At 34.2% G+C, this 22,379-nt stretch carries 20 protein-coding genes; 16 read left to right on the top strand and 4 right to left on the bottom strand.

The window, feature by feature from the left end:
- The first annotated feature begins 5 nt into the window (after nucleotides 1-5).
- The 4 genes from cysS to HYG87_RS01430 all read left to right on the top strand — a co-directional run bounded on the left by cysS (nucleotide 6) and on the right by HYG87_RS01430 (nucleotide 6,487).
- A complete protein-coding gene (gene cysS / locus HYG87_RS01445; protein ID WP_211533465.1) occupies nucleotides 6-1,370 on the top strand; it encodes a cysteine--tRNA ligase in 1,365 nt (454 codons plus the stop codon).
- 282 nt (nucleotides 1,371-1,652) lie between these two features.
- Nucleotides 1,653-3,158: a DUF4041 domain-containing protein gene (locus HYG87_RS01440; RefSeq protein WP_211533464.1), complete on the top strand. Its 1,506-nt coding sequence runs from the start codon at nucleotides 1,653-1,655 to the stop codon at nucleotides 3,156-3,158.
- A gap of 312 nt (nucleotides 3,159-3,470) precedes the next feature.
- The gene (locus HYG87_RS01435) at nucleotides 3,471-5,387 is read left to right on the top strand and encodes an ATP-binding protein (protein ID WP_211533463.1); all 1,917 of its coding nucleotides are present in this window, start codon (nucleotides 3,471-3,473) and stop codon (nucleotides 5,385-5,387) included.
- 56 nt (nucleotides 5,388-5,443) lie between these two features.
- A complete protein-coding gene (locus HYG87_RS01430; protein WP_211533462.1) occupies nucleotides 5,444-6,487 on the top strand; it encodes a hypothetical protein in 1,044 nt (347 codons plus the stop codon).
- Between the two features lie 340 nt (nucleotides 6,488-6,827).
- Here the strand turns inward: HYG87_RS01430 and HYG87_RS01425 are convergent, their stop codons facing one another.
- On the bottom strand, nucleotides 6,828-7,454 hold the full coding sequence (locus tag HYG87_RS01425) for a type 1 glutamine amidotransferase family protein (RefSeq protein WP_211533461.1): 627 nt from the start codon (nucleotides 7,452-7,454) through the stop codon (nucleotides 6,828-6,830).
- A gap of 252 nt (nucleotides 7,455-7,706) precedes the next feature.
- On the opposite strand from HYG87_RS01425, the gene HYG87_RS01420 reads away from it, so the two are divergent.
- The 9 genes from HYG87_RS01420 to HYG87_RS01385 all read left to right on the top strand — a co-directional run bounded on the left by HYG87_RS01420 (nucleotide 7,707) and on the right by HYG87_RS01385 (nucleotide 18,308).
- The gene (locus HYG87_RS01420) at nucleotides 7,707-8,528 is read left to right on the top strand and encodes a DUF4013 domain-containing protein (RefSeq protein WP_211533460.1); all 822 of its coding nucleotides are present in this window, start codon (nucleotides 7,707-7,709) and stop codon (nucleotides 8,526-8,528) included.
- A gap of 309 nt (nucleotides 8,529-8,837) precedes the next feature.
- Nucleotides 8,838-10,145: a heavy metal translocating P-type ATPase gene (locus HYG87_RS11035; protein ID WP_256438694.1), complete on the top strand. Its 1,308-nt coding sequence runs from the start codon at nucleotides 8,838-8,840 to the stop codon at nucleotides 10,143-10,145.
- Between the two features lie 47 nt (nucleotides 10,146-10,192).
- Complete coding sequence (locus HYG87_RS11030) at nucleotides 10,193-10,972, top strand: heavy metal translocating P-type ATPase (RefSeq protein ID WP_256438693.1); 780 nt, start codon at nucleotides 10,193-10,195, stop codon at nucleotides 10,970-10,972.
- 231 nt (nucleotides 10,973-11,203) lie between these two features.
- The gene (locus HYG87_RS01410) at nucleotides 11,204-12,751 is read left to right on the top strand and encodes an FAD-dependent oxidoreductase (RefSeq protein ID WP_211533459.1); all 1,548 of its coding nucleotides are present in this window, start codon (nucleotides 11,204-11,206) and stop codon (nucleotides 12,749-12,751) included.
- 142 nt (nucleotides 12,752-12,893) lie between these two features.
- Complete coding sequence (locus HYG87_RS01405; protein ID WP_211533458.1) at nucleotides 12,894-13,904, top strand: ThiF family adenylyltransferase; 1,011 nt, start codon at nucleotides 12,894-12,896, stop codon at nucleotides 13,902-13,904.
- Between the two features lie 132 nt (nucleotides 13,905-14,036).
- Nucleotides 14,037-14,630, top strand: coding sequence for a 4Fe-4S dicluster domain-containing protein (locus tag HYG87_RS01400; RefSeq protein ID WP_211533457.1), 594 nt, complete (start codon nucleotides 14,037-14,039; stop codon nucleotides 14,628-14,630).
- 64 nt (nucleotides 14,631-14,694) lie between these two features.
- Complete coding sequence (hdrB, locus tag HYG87_RS01395) at nucleotides 14,695-15,639, top strand: ferredoxin:CoB-CoM heterodisulfide reductase subunit HdrB (RefSeq protein ID WP_211533456.1); 945 nt, start codon at nucleotides 14,695-14,697, stop codon at nucleotides 15,637-15,639.
- 22 nt (nucleotides 15,640-15,661) lie between these two features.
- Nucleotides 15,662-18,019, top strand: a complete 2,358-nt coding sequence (gene hdrA, locus HYG87_RS01390) for a ferredoxin:CoB-CoM heterodisulfide reductase subunit HdrA (RefSeq protein WP_211533455.1) — start codon at nucleotides 15,662-15,664, stop codon at nucleotides 18,017-18,019.
- A gap of 82 nt (nucleotides 18,020-18,101) precedes the next feature.
- Nucleotides 18,102-18,308, top strand: a complete 207-nt coding sequence (locus HYG87_RS01385) for a MoaD/ThiS family protein (RefSeq protein WP_211533454.1) — start codon at nucleotides 18,102-18,104, stop codon at nucleotides 18,306-18,308.
- Nucleotides 18,309-18,360: 52 nt separating this feature from the next.
- Here the strand turns inward: HYG87_RS01385 and HYG87_RS01380 are convergent, their stop codons facing one another.
- Entirely contained in the window at nucleotides 18,361-19,563 is a 1,203-nt protein-coding gene (locus HYG87_RS01380) for a MalY/PatB family protein (protein WP_211533453.1), read from the bottom strand.
- Between the two features lie 126 nt (nucleotides 19,564-19,689).
- On the opposite strand from HYG87_RS01380, the gene HYG87_RS01375 reads away from it, so the two are divergent.
- Entirely contained in the window at nucleotides 19,690-20,082 is a 393-nt protein-coding gene (locus HYG87_RS01375) for a NifB/NifX family molybdenum-iron cluster-binding protein (RefSeq protein WP_211533452.1), read from the top strand.
- A 112-nt stretch (nucleotides 20,083-20,194) separates the two neighbouring features.
- Here the strand turns inward: HYG87_RS01375 and HYG87_RS01370 are convergent, their stop codons facing one another.
- Entirely contained in the window at nucleotides 20,195-21,094 is a 900-nt protein-coding gene (locus HYG87_RS01370; protein WP_211533451.1) for an ABC transporter substrate-binding protein, read from the bottom strand.
- A 1-nt stretch (nucleotide 21,095) separates the two neighbouring features.
- Entirely contained in the window at nucleotides 21,096-21,368 is a 273-nt protein-coding gene (locus HYG87_RS01365) for a MoaD/ThiS family protein (protein ID WP_211533450.1), read from the bottom strand.
- Nucleotides 21,369-21,573: 205 nt separating this feature from the next.
- Here HYG87_RS01365 and HYG87_RS01360 point away from each other — a divergent pair, with 205 nt between their 5' ends.
- Together HYG87_RS01360 and HYG87_RS01355 are read left to right on the top strand one after the other, a co-directional pair.
- A complete protein-coding gene (locus HYG87_RS01360; RefSeq protein WP_211533449.1) occupies nucleotides 21,574-21,969 on the top strand; it encodes a pyridoxamine 5'-phosphate oxidase family protein in 396 nt (131 codons plus the stop codon).
- A 40-nt stretch (nucleotides 21,970-22,009) separates the two neighbouring features.
- Entirely contained in the window at nucleotides 22,010-22,354 is a 345-nt protein-coding gene (locus HYG87_RS01355) for a NifB/NifX family molybdenum-iron cluster-binding protein (RefSeq protein ID WP_211533448.1), read from the top strand.
- Nucleotides 22,355-22,379: the final 25 nt, after the last annotated feature.

Below are 22,379 nucleotides of genomic sequence, written 5' to 3'. Positions count from 1 at the left end.
TCATAATGAAAATTTACAACACCATGAGCCGGGAAAAAGAAGATTTTGAGCCAATGCATGAGAAAAGGGTCAAACTTTTTGTCTGCGGCCCCACGGTTTATGATGATGCCCATATTGGCCATGCTCGTACTTATATTTCATTTGATATTATTAAGCGGTACTTAGAATTTAAAGGGTACACTGTTTTTTATTTGCAAAATATCACTGATATTGATGACAAAATAATTATCCGGGCTTTAGAATCAAGTACAGATCCAAAAGAACTGGCCTTGAAATTTGAGAAACGCTATCAGGAGGACATGGAAGCATTAGGTGTCAATGGTGTTAATTTCTTTGCCCGGGCCACGGATCATGTTACAGAAATTATAACTCAAATTGAAACCCTTATCCAAAAAGGTTTTGCCTATGAAACCGAATCTGGGGTTTATTTTGATGAATCTAAATTTCCGAACTTTGGAAAACTCTCCCGGAGAAATTTAGAGGATTTAAATGTTCACAGGGTAAATTTAGATTCCAGTAAGAAAAACCCTGGTGATTTTGCCCTATGGAAAAAAAAGGATCAAGAACCTGTTTGGGATTCACCCTGGGGACCGGGTAGGCCGGGCTGGCACATTGAGGATACGGCCATTACCGAAGAATACTTCGGGCCCCAGTACGATATTCACGGCGGCGGATTGGACCTGATTTTCCCCCACCACGAGGCCGAGATTGCCCAGATGGAGGCCGCTTCTGATAAGAGCCCCATGGTACGCTACTGGATGCACACCGGTTTTTTAAATGTTTCCGGGGAGAAAATGTCCAAATCACTGGGGAACTTCATCACCATCCGGGATTTACTGGAAGATTATGATCCTCAAATTTTCAGATTCTTTGTTTTGTCCACTCACTATCGCAGTCCCATAGATTTCAGTGAAAAAACCTTAGAACAGGCCGCTAAAAGCTTGAAGAGAATTCAAAAGACCTTGGAAAAATTAAATGAGTTAGTGGGTAGTTCTGATGGTAATGATGATGCTTATTTCAGTGGATTGTTAGAAGATTATCAGACTAAATTCTTTGAATCCATGGACAATGACTTTAATACACCTGAAGCTTTAGCACATATATTTAATTTTGTTAAAGAATTGAATAAGGCCTTTGATGATAAAAAACCTTCAGAAAAAGTATTGAAAGATATAATTTCATTTTTCAATGAATTCGGGGAAATTATGGGCTTTGATTTGGCCGGTAAGTCTGATAGTGGGGATATTTCTGGAGAATTACTGGATATTATTAAGGATGTTAGGCAGAAGCTAAGGGAAAAGAAAGAATGGGCCTTATCTGATGATATTCGGGCCCGATTGAATGATTTGGGTATTGATGTTGAGGATTAATTAATATATCTAAGAAATTTCCGTATAGCTCCCAATGTGGCTTTCATTTTTAAAAACATTCTTATAATTTTTTTCATCTAGTTTTTGTTTCCATTGGATAAAAATTAACAAAAAGTAAAAATTGTAGCAATTATGCAATAATTAATGTAGCAATTGCATCAGACAAACTAATCAATCTAATATCTCTCCTTTTTTATGATATGTTATAGATTAAATAGTAAATATTAATTATTATATTATGTAATAAATCATATTATATGATAAATTGGATGGGTGATTTTTTTGGTTAAATTTAGTGATCATGGACTAGCATTAATAATCATTGGTTTAATTTTGACAATATCTGTGTATCTATTCTTTTTAGGAATTCCACTGATAATAATTGGAGCATATTTTTTAAACAAGAAAGCCAATCAAGATGAAAATGAAATAAATGAAAAATTGAAGGATAAAAATAAAGAATTGGCCAATATTGATAATAAATTAAAGGAAAAAGAAAATCAATTTGCTAATTTAGATGTTGAATTTGAAAAAAGAGCAGCAGAAAAAGATAGAAAAATAGATGCTCAATTGAGGGATAAAAAAGAAGATTTAGCTAATATTGATAATACCTTAAGAGAGATAGAGGAAGAAATGGCGAAAGAATTGAGTCTTAAATTTAAAGAAAAAGAAACTCAATTAGCTAATTTAAATAATGAGTTAAACGAGAAAAAGAAAGGATTAATATTCGTAGATGATGCGCTAGAAATGCAAGAAGTTGGTTTATATCAACCAAAATATGATTTTTTAACAGCTGTATCATATAAAGAAAAATGGGATGAAATAAGGCAAAAACAAAAAGAGCATATAAAAAATAAAACGGCGGCAATATGTGAAACTGAATGGAGGGTTGATGATAGTATACAAAAAGGTAGAGCAATGACTAATGCCAATATAAAACAAATTCTTAGAAATTTCAATTTAGATTGTGAAATGGCAATAAGCAAAGTTAAGATTTCAAATAGAGAAAATTCAGTTAAAAGAATAAGAAAATCATTCGAAACGTTAAATAAATTAAATGAACGAAATGCTATAAAAATCACTCCACAATATTTGGATTTGAAATTACAAGAACTTGACGTAGCTATTGAATATGAGTTGAAAAAGCAAGAAGAAAAAGAGTTACTGAGAGAAGCAAGGGAACAGGAAAGAGAAGAGCGGAAAATACAAAAACAATTAGATGCTGAAGAGAAAAGAATCAATGCACAAAAAAAGAAGTTGGAAAATGATCTTAATAAAATAGGGGCTGAATTAAGAGAAAGTTCATCTGATGAAGAGAAAGAAAAACTAAAACTTAAAATCAGAGAATTAGAGCTAGCTTTAGCAAAAAGTAATGATGATATTGAGCAGATAGCTGATAGAAGAAAGCGAACAGGTGCAGGGTATGTATATATTTTATCCAATATAGGTTCCTTTGGAGAAGATGTGTATAAAATAGGGGTAACACGAAGAGATGAACCTCAAGATAGAGTAAGAGAATTATCCAATGCTTCAGTTCCATTTAAATTCGATTCTCATGTATTTATTTTCAGTAAAGAAGCTTTTGAGTTAGAAAAAGATTTACATAACCGATTTGATCATAAAAGAGTGAATAAAGTAAATAGTAGAAAAGAATTTTTCAATATCACATATGATGATGTTAAGACAATTGTTGAAGAGAACAAAGAGTTAGTGCATAGTTTCACTGATAAACCAGAGGCACAGGAGTATTATGATACTTTGAAAATTGAGAAAATGAGTAGTAAATAAAATTCTATTATTACTTATTTATCTGATTTCAGTTATCTTAACATCATCAAGGATATCCGGCAGAAACTCAGTGATAAGAAAGAATGGAATTATCCGATGATATTTGCAGTCGTTTGACTGATTTAGGGATAAATATTGAAGATAATTAAAATAAATTTTTTAAAATACTTATTAATATTTTATCATTTAAAATGAACAAAAAACATGACTATTTTTAATAAAATCTGAAAAGAAAATAGTAAGTTTTAATTGTTTTATTTTAGAATTATATTTATTTGTTATTTTTTCATAAAATTCAAAAAAGGGGATCTGATGGGAAAAAAACTCACTAAATATTTCAAATTTGGGGATAATTTTGAAGAGAAATTTGCAAAAGAGATTACACAACATCCGGATATAACTTTAATTGAATTAGTATCTAATTCATGGGACGCAAAAGCAACTGAAGTAAAAATCGATTGGCCTATTATAGATGGTTTAGCAGATGGTAGTGTATTCTCTATAAAAGATAATGGGCATGGCATGAATGAAGATGAATTTTTTGAGTTTTGGACGGCTTTAGGTGGAGATAAAAGAAAAAATATAGGTAATGCAATTGAATTAGAAAATAAAGTCAGTAGGAAAGTACTTGGAAGGAACGGTAAAGGACGTTTAGGACTTTTTGGTTTTTCAGAACAGTATAAAGTTACTACTTGGAAAAATAATGAGAAATTCATCTTCACGGTAAAGAAATCAAAAGAAAAAGGCGAATATGCTGAAATAATACTTGAATCTAATGAATCTTATGAAGATGAGTCTTCAGGTACCTTGATTGAATGTCCAATTTACGGTAATTATATGGGGTTAGGGGATTTAGAATCTGCAATTAGTACTCGTTTTGGAGCAGATCCTCATTTTAAAGTTTATATCAATAATAATGAGATAAAATTGTTAGATTTAGCAAATTATGATAAACACGATCGTACTTTTGATGGTAATCCACTTACTATAGTTCAAATTCCTCGTGAAAGGTATAACAAACGATTATCCCAATATCAAGTTGCATGGTGGGTAGATCAAAGATGTGCTGAAGTAAATACGTGGAAACAATTGGGAATTCCATTAAGTGGAAAAGATTCTTTAGAAAATAAGTATGTTTTCTGTATCATTGCGGATTTTTTGGAAAATCATGTAAAGACAGATTGGACAGGTTTTGAGGACACTGAAACTGTACAGAAAGTAAAAAAATTTGTTAAAGATGAAATAAGTAGCATAGCAAAAGATTTTTTACAACATTCTCATAGGAATAAAAAAATTAAGGTTGTAAAAAAAAGTAAGGAAAATTTAAAAGCATTAAATCCTGTAAATCAAAGAGAAATTGGTGAATTTATAGATGTAGTTCTTGATCAATGCTCTGTAGGGATAGAAGATTTATCTAAAATAGTTTCTATTTTAGCCACTATGGAAAAATCAACTAGAAAACATGAACTTTTAGAAAAGTTGGATGAAATGGATCCTGATGATATGGATAAAATGGTAGAAATCTTGGATAAATGGAGTGTAGAAGACGCATATACTGTTTTAGATGAGCTTTATTGGAGATTAGAATTAATAGCTAAACTAGAGGAACTAGTTGATGATATAAATACTGATGAGTTGCATCAATTACAACCATTATTTGAACAAGGTCTTTGGATGTTCGGACCGGAATATGAAGGTTCTACCAACTTCACATCAAATAAATCCTTAAGAAGAGCCCTTAGAGAAGTTTTAGGTGTAGAAACCAAATTTGAAGGTTCAAATAAAAGACCTGATTTTGTAGCTACACCTGAAGGAGATATTTGGGATATTTACGGAAGTGATAAACTAAAAAAATCTAAGGTCATTGGGTATCGAAAAGTTCTAATTCTAGAACTCAAAAAGGGAGCATCTGTAATAACTGATGAAGAAATAGATCAGGCAAAATTCTATGTTAAAAAAATAAGAACACATGGAAAACTTCAGAAAGATACTGAAATAGAATGCTATGTATTAGGATCTAAGGTAAATCCTGAAGATGATGAAGAATTAACATTTGGGAAATCTGTTATTTATCCTTTTACTTATGATACTATTATTAGAAATGCTAAAATAAGGACTTTAGATCTTAAAGAAAAAATTAAAGATGTTAAAGGGATTACAGATATAGGTGATCCTGAAATTAAAGAAGTTTTGAAGGAAGAGCAAGCTCAGGAAACTTTTGCATCTTAATACTCTTTCATTATTCTTTTCACATAGAATAACTATAATTAATGTGGGGGATGACATTGAGCATAAATAGGAAATTATTTAATGAAACTAAAAGCTATTTTTGTGATTATGACTGTAATCCATACGAAATGGAGCAATTTTTGTTCCATTGTCAATCATTCGAGGAAAGAAGAGAGAAAGCAAGTGATATTATAAAAGATATAATGGGAATACATGGGAAAGAGAAACTTTATAGACATGTTGTTGAACTGGCCAAAGTCGAATATGGTATTCGTGAACTCCAACCATGGGTTAGGGATCATGTGGTACATGCATTGATTAGTTTTATTTTGGGAATTTATCTCAATGAAAAATTTCTTAATCTTATAAGTGAAATTCACGTGGATGAATTTCAATGGAAACTTGCAGGCCTTTTCCATGATATTGGTTATCCATTAGAAATTGCAAATTATGTATTAAATCCCTATTCAAATAAAATCAACGAAATAAAGAGAGAACTTAACGTAACCTCAGAAGATATTGTTATTAAGGTTGTTCCAGTTGGACTTGAAAGATTGACAAATAATCGTAATAGCTTTGATTTAATTCAAAATCGAATCAATGAATGGGAGCTTGAAATTAACGTTGAAGACGAATATAATCAGATGATTAAATCGGGTGATATTTGTCACGGTATGATTAGTTCACTTACTTTATTATACGTGATTGATCTTATGTACCAAAAATACAATCCCGAAAGAAAATATTCAGATACATATGGAATTTCTGAGAAAATAAACTGGAACCAAACATATTTTGAGAGCGATGTTGTATCTGCATGTTCCGCGATTTATATTCACAATCTTCCTGAAAGGTGTTTTGAGAATGCCAAAATTGATCGTTCAAAAGCTCCTGTTGCTTTTCTTCTAAAACTTTCAGATTGTTTACAAGATTGGGAAAGACCAAAGCATGATTTTGACGGATTTCCAGGCACTGTTTTTGATATTAATCTTAATAATGATCAACTAATTTTACATGCAGATATATCTGATGAAAGAAAAGAAAAGATTAAAGATGAAATATTGTCGTCTTTGGTAGCTCACGATGTGCGAATTTATTGATATGAAGTTCTAGGAACCAAAACTTATTGAATTTTTTAATCTAAAATAGAATTTCAAAACCATCTTCGCTAAACCGGAATTTTACGAAGTTTGATTTAAAGCCTAAAAATCAGAAACCACGCTAAATTAAATTGCAGATGTATATTCTATCATCTAAATTCTACTTAAAATATTAGGGATATCATTAAATTAATTTTGGCTTTCATAAAAGAGCAAGTAATATTGAAATGGTTTATAAATCGATATATTGACTATATTTTGCCTTATGGTTGATATTTCTAGAAATTTTTTTTATAAAAACTAAAATTTTAGAAAAAAATAATATTTAATTCAAAGATTCCTATGCTTCTTCAAGGGATTGCATTAGGGCATAAAAATACTTTGGTTCATTGGTTTTATATAATTGGTACCAGGCTTCCAGTGTTTCAGTTTTCATTAGATTTGTTCGTTTTAATACTTCATATGAAAACTCTAAGGGGGCAAGGCCACTGCCGGTTATTAGATTGTCGTCTGTAACTGCTGGTTGATTTATATAGAAATCTTCTCCGGCGTAATCCGGACAAAACATCTTTAAAACTTCCAGGTCATTGCTGGTATGTTTTCTATGGTTCAATATTCCTTTATTGGCCAGGGCTATGGTGGCTCCACAAACTGCGGCAATGATTACTTTTTCATTTATAATACTGGAAACAATATCTATTATTTTTTTATTTTCCTCTTCGCTCCAGGTGTCTGCTCCAGGTAAAATAAGTAAATCACCTTTCTCAAACTTGATATTATCAATATCCTCATCTGGAGTAATTGTAATACCGCCCATGGTTTTTATGGGTTCTGTGCTATTCCCAATTTTTATAAGCTCAACCGGAGTTTTTGTTTTATCCAAATATCTGCCACTATTGATTTCAGCAGTTAAATAAGCTATTTCCCAATCTGCTAATGTATTTAATACGTATAGATAAACTTTCATAAAATTTCCTTAAATCTTAATGTTTATAATGCTATCTTTTTCTGAGTAGATTGTTCTGAGATTACGAATGTTATAAATGGAAAATAAGATTTGGAGTTAAATAAGCTCCAGGCCTTACCGATTTAAAAAAATAACTATTCATAATCCTAATTTTATTAAATTATATTAAATGGGCCTATAATAATTAAATAAATAAAAATATATTCTGATTTGAATTATATTATCAATTATAATTATTTTAGGAGGTATTTGATGGATATTGATCAGAATATTGTTAATTCGTTGGAATATGCCAGATCAAGCTGGGGCAAAGTGGCCACTCTTGGAGGTATTTTGTTTGTTCCGTTTTTAATTTTGTTTGTTTTTATTTTTATTGGTGCAATTTCCAATAATGGTTTTGTTTTAGGATTATTAATTTTTATAGGGATATTAATTATGCTTATTGCCTTTTTCCTGGTTAACGGCTACTTTTTTAGAGTAATTAAATCCACTCTGGCCGGTCTGGATGAAATGCCTGATTTTGATGACTGGGGAGAATTGACAGTGGATGGTTTAAAAGTACTGTTGGTACAATTAATTTACACCATAATATTTGGTATTTTAGCCGTTATTCCTATATTCATAATTTTCCTCATATTAGGCCTTATTGGCAGTTTCCTGGGAATAGCCGGTTCTATGGCCGATCCTTCAACATTAAGCCCGGCATTTTTAGCAGGTTCTGGAGTTTTCATTTGGGTAATGTATCTGGGAATATTCTTAAGTTACCTGATTATGATTCCTGTCGGATTGTTATACTATATTGTAACATTTATTGGTATTTCCAATATGGCCTATCAGGATAACATGGGATCTGCATTTGCAATTTCCGAGATTAGAGAAAGAATAAGCAGTATCCGGTGGGGAAAAGTTATAATACGGGTTATTGCTACCTACTTCGTGACTACTATGGCCGTTTTAGTTTCTTATGTACTGGGACTATTACTGGTGGGTATAATTCTGGTTCCCATTATAATATTGCCATTCCTGACCATTTTCATGGCCCGATCTACTGGTTTATTGTATTTGAATGAGTAATCAGAACTAAAAAACTTTAAATATTTTTTTCATTTTTTCATTCTTTGAGCATAAAAAAATGAATTCATATTTTCAAAATTTTTTTTCATTTTTAATTGTTTATTCTACTGTAAAAATTATTATTTTCATTAAATTTAATCAATAAGTCTAATTATAATGAATTTATTCAAATAAAGGTTTAATTACGGAAATACCATTATTTTCACTTAAGATTTTTTTCTTACAAGAAAGATTTAAATAAGTAGAATACATATGAATATATAATAATATGAACATTAGAAAAATACTCTAATCAATCCGGTGAATTAAATGCCCAAAACCAATGAAAAACACGTCAATTCTCCTCAAAAAGATTCTGATGTTAATTCTCAAGCCATAAATACCATAAACACTAAAAAAGACGAAGAATCCTGTGGATGTGGATGCAATGAAGATTCTAAAAATAATGTGGATTCTATTGATAATTCCTGTGGATGCAATGAAGATTCTAAAAATGAAATAGATAAGCCAGATACTTGTGAAATTGGTGAATCTTGCAGTACCTGTGGATGTGAAGAGGACCTGCTGGAAGAAAAAGAACAGATATGGAATAGAAAACCATTAATAATTATATCCACTTCAGCAATTTTACTGGTGTTAGGTTTATACCTTGATTTCTTTAAAGGTCCCGAAATATTGCCTGAATTGTTTTTTCTGTCAGTAATTGCCATTGCGGGATATGAAATAATTAAAAACGGAATTCGAGCGCTCTTAAAAGGTCATTTTACCGTGAACTTTTTAATGACCCTGGCAGTCTTAGGTTCATTTTTAATAGGTTCTGGTGCAGACGGAGCAGTAGTAATCTTCTTATTTTATATTGCATTATATTTAGAAAATTACGCCGGGGAAAAGGCACGAAAATCAATAGCAGCACTCCTAGAACTCGCACCAGATACAGCTACTGTGAAAAAAGATGGAAAAAATAAGGTAACTCAGGTAAATAGAGTAAGTATTGGTGACATTATCGTTGTTAAACCCGGAGACAAAATACCATTAGATGGAATAGTTACTGAAGGTATCTCTGCCATAAATCAAGCCCCAATAACTGGAGAAAGCATACCGGTGACCAAAACCATCGGCGACGATGTATTTGCCGGAACATTAAATGAAGAAGGTTATCTGGAAATTGAAGTAACAAAAAGATCTAATGAAACCGTTCTCTCAAAAATAGTGGAACTGGTTAAAGAATCACAAAAAAGAAAATCCAGCACAGAAAATTTCATAGATAAATTAGCAAAATACTACACGCCGGCTGCAATCTTAACAGCAGCAATGGTTGCCACAGTACCCGTAGTAATATTTGGATTGCCTTTAGATACCTGGGTTTACCGGGCATTAGTTCTCCTCATAATATCCTGTCCCTGTGCATTTCTTTTATCTACTCCGGTAGCTATGGTTTCTGGAATAACGGCAAGTACCAAAAACGGTGTCTTAATTAAAGGGTCTAAATACATTGAAGAAATGCAAAAAATTAAGGTAATGGTATTTGATAAGACCGGAACCTTAACTCAAGGCGAATTAGAAGTAACAGATACTATCAATTTAAATAATCATTCCTTAAATGAAGTTTTAAGATAGCTGGTTCATTAGAATCTAAATCCAAGCATCCAATAGCCCAAGCAGTCATGAAACAGGTAGAAAAATCAGATATTGAATTAAATGATGTAAAAGATTTTGAATCAATTACTGGAAATGGTTTAAAAGGAAAAATCAATGGTGAAATGCATTATATTGGTAAAAAAAGTCTTTTTAAATCTCACTATGAATTTCCAGATGATTTAATACATAAATTTCAAAATCAGGGGAAAACGGCCGTACTGGTAGGTAATGATAAACATATTGTAGGTTTAATTGGATTAAGAGACAAGATTCGGGACCTATCAAAAAGCACAGTTAAGGAATTAAAAAATAATGGAATTAAAACTGTAATGCTTACTGGTGACAATGATAGAACTGCCAAAACAGTCGCGGAAAATCTGGAAATAGATGAATATTATGCTGAATTGTTACCACAAGATAAAGTTAGAATCATTGATGAATTATTAACTAAGAATGAATCTGTGGCCATGGTTGGTGATGGCGTAAATGACGCACCAGCACTTGCACGATCTAATGTAGGCATAGCAATGGGTGCTGCCGGTTCAGATGTGGCAATAGAAACCGCGGATATAGCATTAATGCATGATGATATTTCTAAAATCAACTACCTAATACATTTAAGCAATAAAACAATGAATATTGTGAAACAGAATGTAGCAGCAGCCCTATTAATTGAAATATCCCTGGTAGTTTTTGCAGTATTCGGATTTGTATCATTATGGATGGCTGTTACTTTTGGAGACATGGTACTAACTCTGGCAGTTATTCTCAATGCCCTAAGAATTGGAAGAGAAAATTCAAATTAATTTCTCCTTATTTTTCTATTATTTTATTAAAAATTAATTAATAAATTTTTAATTAAAAAATAAATTTTTATATTTTGCTTTAAATTCCATCCAAAACTATATATTTAACTATCGTTATATAACAATAGTTAATAGGGAAGAAAAAGTCAGAAAATTTTAGTTGAAAAATCATGACTGAAATTTACTAAATTAATTAGAAAATAAGAAATTTATAATTATACCCGTGGTAAAATGAGCCAAAAAATTGTTATAATAGGTAGTGGTGCTGGAGGAGCAACAATTGCTCGTGAATTAGCAACACAAGGAAATGAAGTTGTTTTACTAGAGAAAGGCAATTATTATGAAACTGGCCAAGCAGCAGGCCATATTATTAATAAGAAGGTGATTTCCAATTCATCAGATGCGGATGAAAAAGCATTATACAATAAGCTAAATGGTCTGGTTGAAGAAATCAGCCCTTCTAATTATGATAATACTTCAAAATCTAATTTAGAAGAAACCATTTCCAACTCACAGAATCCAGATTCTCAAAAACTTGCAAAAGAAGAGAATATTGATATTGGGGATAAAAATACGGATAAAAACAGTGAGGACATTACAGACAATGTTCATCGACTTAATATCGAGTTGATGTATCTTGAGGGAGTGGGGGGAACCACTTCTGTTTCTCTGGCTAATGCTTGTTATGCTTGTAGTACCTGTTACGCTGATTCAACCACCACCCAGTTTCAGGTGCATGATCTAGAGCTATATAATGAGTTTTTAGATGCTGGAAAAGAAATGCACATTAACCCCCTCCCCTATGATTTTAGAGGCCCAATCACTCAAAAAATCACCGAAACAGCGGAAGACTTAGGCTTTTTCATGGAAGCCATGCCAAAATTCATTGATTTTTCTAAATGTATCAACTGTGGAAACTGTCTGGCTGATTGTAAGCCCCAGGCCAAGTGGGACTCATCACATTTTGTAAAAGATGCTATAGAATCTGGAACAGAGTTAATAACTGAATTTGAAGTCACAAAAATTATTCATCATGGAAAAAAAGTTTCTGGAGTAGAAGGAATTCATAATGGAAGGAAAGTGACTATAAAAGCAGATAAAGTAATTATTTCGGCCGGAGCTTTAAATACTCCTTTAATATTAAGAAATTCCAACATCAAAGATGGTGTTGGTGAAGATTTATTCTGTGATTTATTTATAACTGTCGGGGCTTATCTCAAAGACTCTAAATTTAATAAAGAAATTCCTATGGGAGTTAAATCTGAATTTGGTCCATATTTCATTTCTCCCCATTATTCTGCTTATCTTCCTCCACTAATTGAAGAAAAATTCAAAAATCAGGGCAGAGAAATTGAGGTTAAACCAGAAGATGTGGTAGGATTCATGATAAAAATTGCTGATGAATCAAATGGGTTTTTAGACGAAGATGGAAATGTTATAAAAGATTTAACCAATAAAGATATTGATTTATTTAAAGAAGGAATTAAAAAGTCATCAGATATTTTATTTGGAATTGGTGCCGATTCTAATTCCCTGGTAATAAGTCCTATCCGAGGTGCCCATCCGGGAGGAACTGCTTCCATGGGTAAAGTGGTGGATAACTCCCTTCAGACATCTATTAAAGGACTATTCGTTGCTGATGCCAGTGTAATTCCCCGGGCTCCTGGCAGGCCACCAATCCTGACCATTGTGGGCCTGGCAAAGAAACTGGCCAAAATTATTGCTCAGGAAAATTCTAAGGGCGTGAAAAACTCTCAAGAATTAGAAGAATGTGTCTAATTGCTTTTGGGATGAAATTATTATTAAATAATTCTTTAAATTTCAATTATTTTTATTATTTAATATATTAAAATCATTTATTTAATTAATTAACCAGATTTAGGATTAATTACAAGTTAAAATTCATTAAGAGGAAATATAAATGCTAAAAAGATATTCCAGACAGGTTATTTTATCAAATATTGGTGAAGAAGGTCAAAAAAAACTTCTAAATAGTAAAGCAGTTATTGTGGGCTGTGGTGCTCTGGGCACCGTAGCAGCCAATAACCTGGCCAGGGCAGGTGTAGGGAATATAACCATTATTGATAGGGACTTTGTGGAATTAAGTAACCTGCAAAGACAGATGCTTTTTTTTGAAGAGGATGTGGGAGAACCTAAGGCCTTATCTGCTGCTAAAAGGTTGGAGGCTATAAATTCTGATATCAATATCCATCCCGTGGTGGCTGATTTGAATCATACCAATATAAATGAATTATTAGTTGATGCTGATGTGGTTCTGGATGCCACAGATAATATCCAGACCCGGATGCTAATCAATGATTTTTGCACCATCCATAAAATACCATGGATATACACCGGTGCTATCGGCACCTCGGGAATGATTATGAATATATTACCCTCCGGCCCCTGCCTGAAGTGCCTTTATCCCCATATACCCAGCCCAGGAGCTCTACCCACCTGTGATACCATGGGGGTTTTAAATACAGCTACTGCTATAATGGGATCCATGGAAAGTACTCAGGCTCTAAAAATCCTTTTAGAAGAAATTGATTCTAATGCAGATGGTACTCTGGTGGTTTATGATGCATGGAACAATTCCATAGACCACATAGTGGTTAAAAAGGTGGAAGATTGCAGTTGCTGTGGTGAAGGAGACTATGAATTTTTAAATGCAGAAGATAAGGAAGTACTCACTTCTTTGTGTGGTAGAAACGCCATTCAAATTACTCCTGCTCGCCCCCAAAAATTAAAACTAAAAGAATTAGCTGGGCAACTGGAGCCATTAGGACAGGTAAAGGCCTCAGACTTTTTGGTATTATTTAAAATCGATGATTATGAAATCTCCATATTCAGAGATGCCAGGGCCATAATCAAGGGAACCAGTGATGGTAATATAGCTCGATCATTGTATGCACGTTATATAGGGAATTGATTTTTTAAAATTAGGTGATGGTGGGATTTAAGCACCAGGTATATTAATCTAACCACAAAGTATATTAATTGGAACTAAGTCTATAATGATTTACTCTTAATTAATACTGATTGTTTTATGAGGTCCTATTTAATGATAAAAAAAGACCCTAAAGGAGATACAGATTCTCTATTAGAAGATGTAAGAAACGATTATCGGGCTTTTCCTGAAATGGGAATTAAACGATGCTTACAGTGTGGTCTTTGCACCTCCAATTGTCCTGCCGCCCGGCACAGTGACTATGATCCCCGGGAAATGGTTAAAATGGTCCGGGATAATAATCCAGAAATAATGAATAACCCTGATATATGGAACTGTTTTTACTGTTATACCTGCGGCAGTAACTGCCCGGCCAACAACAGTCCCTGTATAGTTAACCAGATTTTAAGACAAAAAATTCTACTAAAAGGGGAAAACAATGCCCGGATCTATGAATTCCTGGCATATGGTTACAGTTACCTGGACTTTGGGGTGGGTTCCATTCCCAGCGACTTTTTCGATGGTCTGGTAGCCGACTTTGGCCAGAAGTATGTGGAACTTAAAATCAACCTGGAGGATATCCGCCATGATTTGGGACTTGAAGACTACAATCTCAAAGGAGAGGCCTTAGAAGAAGTTAAAAGTATCCTAAGCTCATCTGGATTTACCAGTCGTCTAGAAGAATTTAAAAGATGCCATGAATCCTGAATAGTCTAATTATTTTTATTTAAGAATTCCCTAATTTATTTAAAAAACTAAGTAAGGATATAAGATGAAAAAAATTCCTCACAAAAATATTCTTTTATTTAAAAGCTGTCTGGTTAATGTGGAATACCCGGGAGTGGAGTCATCCACCCGGTACATTTTTGATAAAATGGGAGTGGAGTACCGGGTTGATCCAGACCAGTCCTGCTGCACCGGTCTGGGATATTACTATGATCTTTTTGACCAGCTATCCACCACCGCCCTGGCCGTCCGGAATTTCTATCTGGCCCGCCGCAGTGGTCATGAGAATATAACCACCTTATGTTCCACCTGCTATGCAATTATGAAAAAAACCATAAAATTATTAAATTCCAATGAAAATGCCCGCCAGGAAGTTAATGATATATTAAAAAAAGCAGGCCTATCCCATATGCAATACCAGGCCGGTGATCTAAGCAGTGAGCATAATATCTTCCATGTGGTGGAAGTATTCCATTCCCTGAAAGAAAAAATTTCTAAGGAGATTAAACTGGATTTATCTGGTATTAAAATAGCCAGTCACCATGCCTGCCACTACTGCAAGGTTTATCCTGAAGATTCTATAACCCCTTCCCGTAACCCCATGGTACTGGATGAACTCTCCAGTAGTTGCGGGGCCCAGGTGGTGGACTGGTATGATTTTAAAAAAGCCACCTGTGGGGCAGGTTTTAGTCAGAGATTTGCCAACCGGGATTTATCATTATCTGCCACCGCAGATAAGCTTTTGGCCCTGGAGGGTGAAGCGGACCTGCTTTTGCACATGTGTCCCAACTGTCAGATGCAACTGGATCGCTATCAGCCTGTAGTGGAAAAAGAACTGGGAAGAAAACTAAATCTGACTCATTTAAATATTGCCCAGCTAATGGCCCTGGCCATGGGCGCGGACCCCTATAAAATAGCAGGGATACAAACCCATTCTGTCCCGGTAGAAGGGATACTGGAAAAAATAAAAAATAAATCCCCTGTAGAATAATAAATTTAAAAATCTGATTATAATGAGCACCACCAAATCAAAATTGGAAAAAAACCATCCTCTTACTAAAGAGGAAGATACTAAAGATCCAGAAAAGGTAGGGGTATTCCTTTGTCGATGTGGAGGAAATATATCCCATACGGTGGACATGGCTAAATTAAAGGATAGTATCCAGGCGGACTTTGTAGGAGAATTTGAAAACCTGTGTTCTCTTAACTGCCGGCGCCATATCCGGGAAGAAATAATTGATAAGGAACTGGACCGGGTGGTTATTGCGGCCTGTTCACCTATCACCCACCTTAAAACTTTCCAGAACTATGCTGATTTATTAAACCCCTACATGGTGGAAATGGTTAATATCAGAGAACAGTGCTCCTGGGTACACTCAGATTCAGCTAAAGCCACCAAAAAAGCCATTGAATTAACTCAATCTGGTGTAGAAAAGGTTAAAAAGGCCCAGGCATTGGATAAAATAATACGTCAAACTGAAAAAAGCGCTGCTGTTTTTGGTGGAGGAATCTCTGGTATTACCGCGGCTTTATCACTGGCTAATCAAGGAGTCAAAACCTGTATTATTGAAAAAAACCCCACCATTGGGGGTAACATGGTAAAAATTGGTAAAGTTTTTTCTCCGGAAAAATTAGCCGAGGAGTGTTCCCTTTGTATTTTAAATCCCATTATAAATGAGGTAATAAACCATAAAAATATCCGGATTCTTACTAAAACCAACCTCCTACGTGCCGGAAGACGTTCCACCCATTTTAAAATTATATTAGAAAAACAAACTGGATTTGTCCATGAGGATTTGTGCATTTCCTGTGGTCGTTGTGTGGAAGTTTGTCCGGTGGATGTTCCTGATGAATGGAACCAGAAGATGACCACCCGTAAGGCCATATATAAACCATTTGCCCAGGCAGTTCCAGATGTGTATAACATTGACCTGGAAAACTGTATACGCTGTGGAAAATGTGAGAAAGTCTGCACCGTGGGGGCTATTGACTTCAATCTAAAATCAGAAATCATTCCCTTAGAGGCAGGTAACGTGGTAATTGCCACCGGCCATGAAAGTTTTGATTTGAATAAAAGACCAGAATATGGTTACCAGCGTTTTGATGATGTAATATCCCAGATGGACCTGGCTCGAATCCTGGGGGTTAATGGACCTACTCAGGGTGAACTATTGAAAATCTCTGATGGAAAAAGGCCAGAAAGAGTGGTGATGGTGCAGTGCACCGGATCCCGGGATGAAAAAGATGATGGTAAAAGGTACTGCTCTAAAGTATGTTGCATGGTAGCCTTAAAACATGCCAGTATCATCCGGGAACGTTTTCCTGAAACAGAAGTGGTGATATGTTACACTGATATGCGGACCGTGGGAATGTATGAAAATTACCTCCGCTATGTACAGGATAAAGACATAAAACTCATAAGAGGTCGACCAGGTGAAGTAACTAAAAAAGATGATAAACTGGTGGTGCGGGTAGAAGATACACTGGAGAGAAAACCCCTGGAAATTGAAACAGATATGGTGGTACTCTCTGAAGCCATAGAACCTTCTCCAGGTACCATGCGCATTGCCCAGAAATTCAATGTGGGACTCAGCCAGGATCTATTTATCAAAGAAAAACACTCCAAAATTAAACCGGTAAATACAGATATGGAAAGGGTTTTTGTATGTGGAACAGCCCAGGGACCTAAGGATATAACCGATAGTGTATCTCAGGCTAATGCTGCTGCAGCTAAAGTATCAGAACAGATAAAAAGCGGAACTGAAGCTGAACCCCCTGTAGCAGTAATTAAAACCTCTCAGTGTAATCTCTGTGGTAAATGTATGGACATTTGTGGATTCAAGGCAGTTTACCGTGATGAAGAGAATATGGCCATTGATCCCATGGCCTGCCGGGGTTGCGGGGCCTGTGCCGGGCAATGCCCTCAGGAAGCCATTGAAATTAAAGGTATAAATGATCTGGAACTCTATGCTCAGATAAGGGGACTTCTAAGCGATAAAAAAGAGGGAGAAATACGTATACTGGCATTCCTGGATAATGTGGGCTACACCGCCGCTGATGCCATAGGAAATAACCGATTATGTTACCCGGAAGCTATACGTATTATTAAAATACCTTCTATTAACCGGATTATGCCTCATCATCTGATGTATGCCTTTTTGCACGGGGCAGATGGAGTACTTATGGCGGAATATCCAGATGAGTGTATGCTGGAGGCCCATAAAGCCAAGATAAAAGAATTAAGCGAGTCAGTTAAAAATCAGGGAATCCCCTCTGATAGATTACGATTCTATAAAGCTTATGCCCCTCACTACCGGGGATTAGCCCAACAATTTACCCGCTTTTTTGAGGATATTACGAGGGAAATTTAATTTTTTAGGTTTGGATGCTATATCCATGACCATAAAATTTATGTTTTAAGTTAACAATAGTTATATTAAAGGAGGCTTAACCTTGCACATTATTATTACCGATGGTATGGGAAATAATACAAAAAAAGAGATAGCTGGTGATGAACTCACAGGAAAAGAAGTGATGCATAAACTGGGCATTAGTTTATTTGAGGGTACCATCATTAAAAACGGGGAAATTGTTCGTGAAAGTGAAATTTTAAGTTCCAGGGATGAGATTAAAATTTTAAAAATGATTCATGGTGGGTAGGTTTGTTCATGGTGGATATTCATGGTGGGTAGGTTTGTTCATGGTGGCTAAATCATTTTTTAAGTAGACTAACCTGTTTTTCTATTCTCTCTGCTGCCTGTTCTAGGATTATTCTTGGACAGGCAATATTCATCCTCATAAATCCACTGCCTTTTTCCCCAAAGATATAACCATCTTCCAACCCTACCCGAGCCTTATGCTGCATAAAATCTTTTAGTGATTCATTATCCAGGCCCAGTTCCCGGCAATCCAGCCATATTAAATAAGTCCCCTGGGGCTCTATGATTTTTATCTGAGGTATTCTGGATGTGAAATATTTTTTTAAAAATTCGAGGTTTTCCTGTAAATAACTCATTACCTGTTCTAGCCACTCATCTCCCTGTTTATATGCTACTTCTAAAGCAGTATATCCAAATAAATTGGGTAAAGGTACAATGCCTGATTGGGTGTTAATATATCTTTCCCGGATTTCATCATTGGGAATTATTATGGCAGAAACTTCCAGTCCAGCCAGGTTAAAGGTTTTGCTAGGAGAGGTGCAAACTATGCAGTTTTGTTCAAATTCAGGGGATATGGTGGCAAAACTGATATGTTCATATCCCTTAAATAGTATCTCACAATGTATTTCATCAGATATTACCACGGCACCATTACCAATAACAATTTCACCCATTTTCTTTATTTCTTCTTTTTCCCATACTCTCCCTACTGGATTGTGGGGATTGCAGAATATAATAGCCTTAATACGGGATTTATTTTTTAAACGGCGGGTATTTTTATGAAATTTTGATTCTAAATTTACATAATCCATCTCATATCTACCCTTAACTAATTTAAGGGGATTATTAATGATGTGACAACCACTATTTTTTACCACACCAAAAAAAGGGTGGTATACTGGTTCTTGTAGAAGAATTTCATCTCCAGGCTGGGTAAGGGATCTTACTGTTACATGCAAAGCGGGAACCACCCCGGGGGTGAATAAAATCCATTCTGGCTTGATTTTCCACTTGAATTTTTTCCACATCCTATCTATCACAGATTCAATAACCCCTTTTCCAGGCAGGGTATATCCATAAAAAGGATGGGCAGCTCTTTTTTTCAGGGCATCAACTATGGGTTGGGCCACTGGAAAATCCATGTCTGCTACCCATAGAGGAAGGAGGTCTTCACACTCAAAATAGGAAGATATTCCATCCCATTTTAAACAATTGGTTTTTTTTCTATTAATTATTTGATTAAAATCGTATTTCATTTTCAGGTTCCCAATTAATTATAATATCCTATAACAATTGTTATATAAATTTTTTTGATTATCCTTATATAATTACGATAGATTTATAAATACCGAACTAAAATATAACAATTGTTATAATTTATTATGGTGATTGAAATATCATTTAAAGTAGCAATTTGTAGTAAAAATGGAAAAATGATTGACGAACATTTTGGAAGGGCCACTAAATTTCTGATATACAAGATAGATGAAGACGGTTCCTACCAGTATATTGAAACCAGGGACAATAGCCCACCTTCGGAGAAATTGGAAGAACATGAAAAAATGCTATATAATAGCATGAAAATAATCAGTGATTGCAAATATCTCCTGGCATCTCAAATTGGTCCAGCAGCTAATAATAAATTATCTCTTCAAGGTATTAGATCATTTGGAATTAATATGCCCATAGAAAATGCCCTGAAACGTCTGGGAAGTAGCAGATCAAAAAATAAATTTCTGGAAAATATTCAAAAACCACCCCGGGTGTTTTCTTGAATATACCTTTTTTATTTTTTACGTAATTTTTTTTTGTTTTAGAATAATTTTAAAAAGTGATAATTAAAAAATGCATATGATTCTTAATTCTATAAATAATAAAAGATTTTAATTATTTGTAGTGGTGATTTTCAGGATGAACTTCTTTAATAATTTCAGTGTAAAATATATCGCTTTTATTAAACTTAGACTCAATATAACCCTGTTTTTGTAACTCTGGAACAAACTTTAAGCTGGATTCTATATATTCTGGAGGTAAACTGGCACAGTAACCGGGAGATATTTTAAAGATTTCCACACCAAAATTAACATCCTTAATCCCCAATTCTTTAGTGGCAATTTCCGCTGCTTGAATGGGGCTATTTTTGATAAAATTACACATTTTTTCATGATTTACTAAAAAATCTTTTATAAATTCTGGATTCTGATTTATCAGGTCTTCTGATGAAACTATTCCATAACTGGGATTCCAGGGCCATAAAAAATTTGGAGGTATTACGATGTGGGTTGAGGCTAAATGGGAGGAAGCTACAGCCAGGGCGGGTGTTCCTACTCCCGCATCAATTGCTCCATCCTGGAGTGCGCTGGGTATGAAATCTGCCCAGGGATAATTTTTTATTTGAATATCTGTTCCTGCTGTTATTTTTCTTAAAATAACATCATGTATACTTCCTTTAGATGGTACTCCTATCGTTTTTCCTTTAAATTGAGATATTAAACTATCAATATCGGTAGAATTATTATAGGAATCAAATTCTTCAGTAGCTACTAAAACTGTACCTTCTATATGCCCTCCTGCCACGCATTTTAATTTCAACCCTCGAGATAAACCTATTATAACAGGAGGTAATCCAATATAACCCAGATCAATTTCACCGGATGAAAAAGCTTCTAACATGGCTGGACCAGTTGAAAATAACTTCCATTCCAGGGTATTGCCCTGAATTTTAGTTTGGATATTTTTTATTTGAAAGGAGGTATGATACAGTGTGGATAAATATCCAATTTGCAACTTAACCACCAGCTATGGTTTGGAAAATAACTATTTCATCACTATTTTTTAAGGAATATGCGTAAAAGTCTTCTGAATCCGGACTTTCTCCATTAATAAGGATTTTAATATAGTCTTTTATTTTTCCATTATCATCCAGGATATTTTCTTTGAATTTTCCATATCTTTCATCCAAAATATCTAAAATATCTCCTAGATTACCTTTAAAATCTATATTAAATTCCTTTTCTCCCGTAATTTCTCTTATACTACCTAGAAATTTTATTTTAGTCAACAAATCACCTTTTTTTTTTGAGAATTCTATAAATTAATATGTTCTATTTAAATACTAGTATAACAATTGTAATATAACTATTGTTATGAATATATAATTTTTGTCTAGAAACCTTTAATTTAAGTAAAAATTCAGTTCAGCGTGAATTTATTAGATTCAAAGATTATTTATTCTAACAGTAGTTATAATAAATATGGTGATTATGATGGTACTAAATGAAGAAATGATGGAAGCAATAGAAAAAAATCTGGTTTTTCTAGCTACAGTAAGTAAAGAAGGGGTTCCTAATGTGGTACCTATTGGATTTGCTAGACCTTTAAATGAAAATACAATTCTTATTGCTGATAATTACATGAATAAAACTATTAAAAATTTAGAAGACAATCACAAGCTATCTTTGATAGTACAGGATGCAAAATCTCTTCCGTATCAGTTTAAAGGAACGGTAGAAATTTTTAAATCAGGGGAATATTTTGATGAGGTAGTGGACTGGGCTCAGAATGTGATGAGTGAACTGGAACCTAAATCCGCTATTCTCTTTACTGTGGAAGATATTTATTCAGTTAAACCTGGACCTGAAGCAGGTAAAAAAATAGCTTGAATACCCATTATATTTCTTTTTTTAATTACCTGGTGATGATATGACCCTTAGAGTAGCAGTGGCCAGTAGCGATGGAAAATTTGTTAACCAGCACTTTGGAAAGGCCACCAAGTTTTTAATATTTGATATTGAAGCAGAAGGTAAATTTGAATTTGTGGAAGTACGAAATACTGCTCCTAGCTGTGTGAGTTACCAGCAGCATGATGAAGAGGAGTTAATTGATACGGTGGACCTACTTAAAGATTCCAGGGTAGTGGTGGTTAGTCAGATTGGACCCGGTGCATCGCAAAGAGTAATTGATGCTAATATGATTCCCCTCATGTATCCGGGATTTATTGAAGAGGCTTTAAATGAGATTAGTCTCAACCTGGATAAGTTTGAATAATTTTTTATAATTAAAATATAACACC

This window comes from Methanobacterium alkalithermotolerans, assembly GCF_018141185.1.
GTDB lineage: Archaea > Methanobacteriota > Methanobacteria > Methanobacteriales > Methanobacteriaceae > Methanobacterium_F > Methanobacterium_F alkalithermotolerans.
The sequence above is the reverse complement of the archived record's forward strand: the minus strand, read 5'-3'. Positions and strand labels throughout refer to the sequence as shown.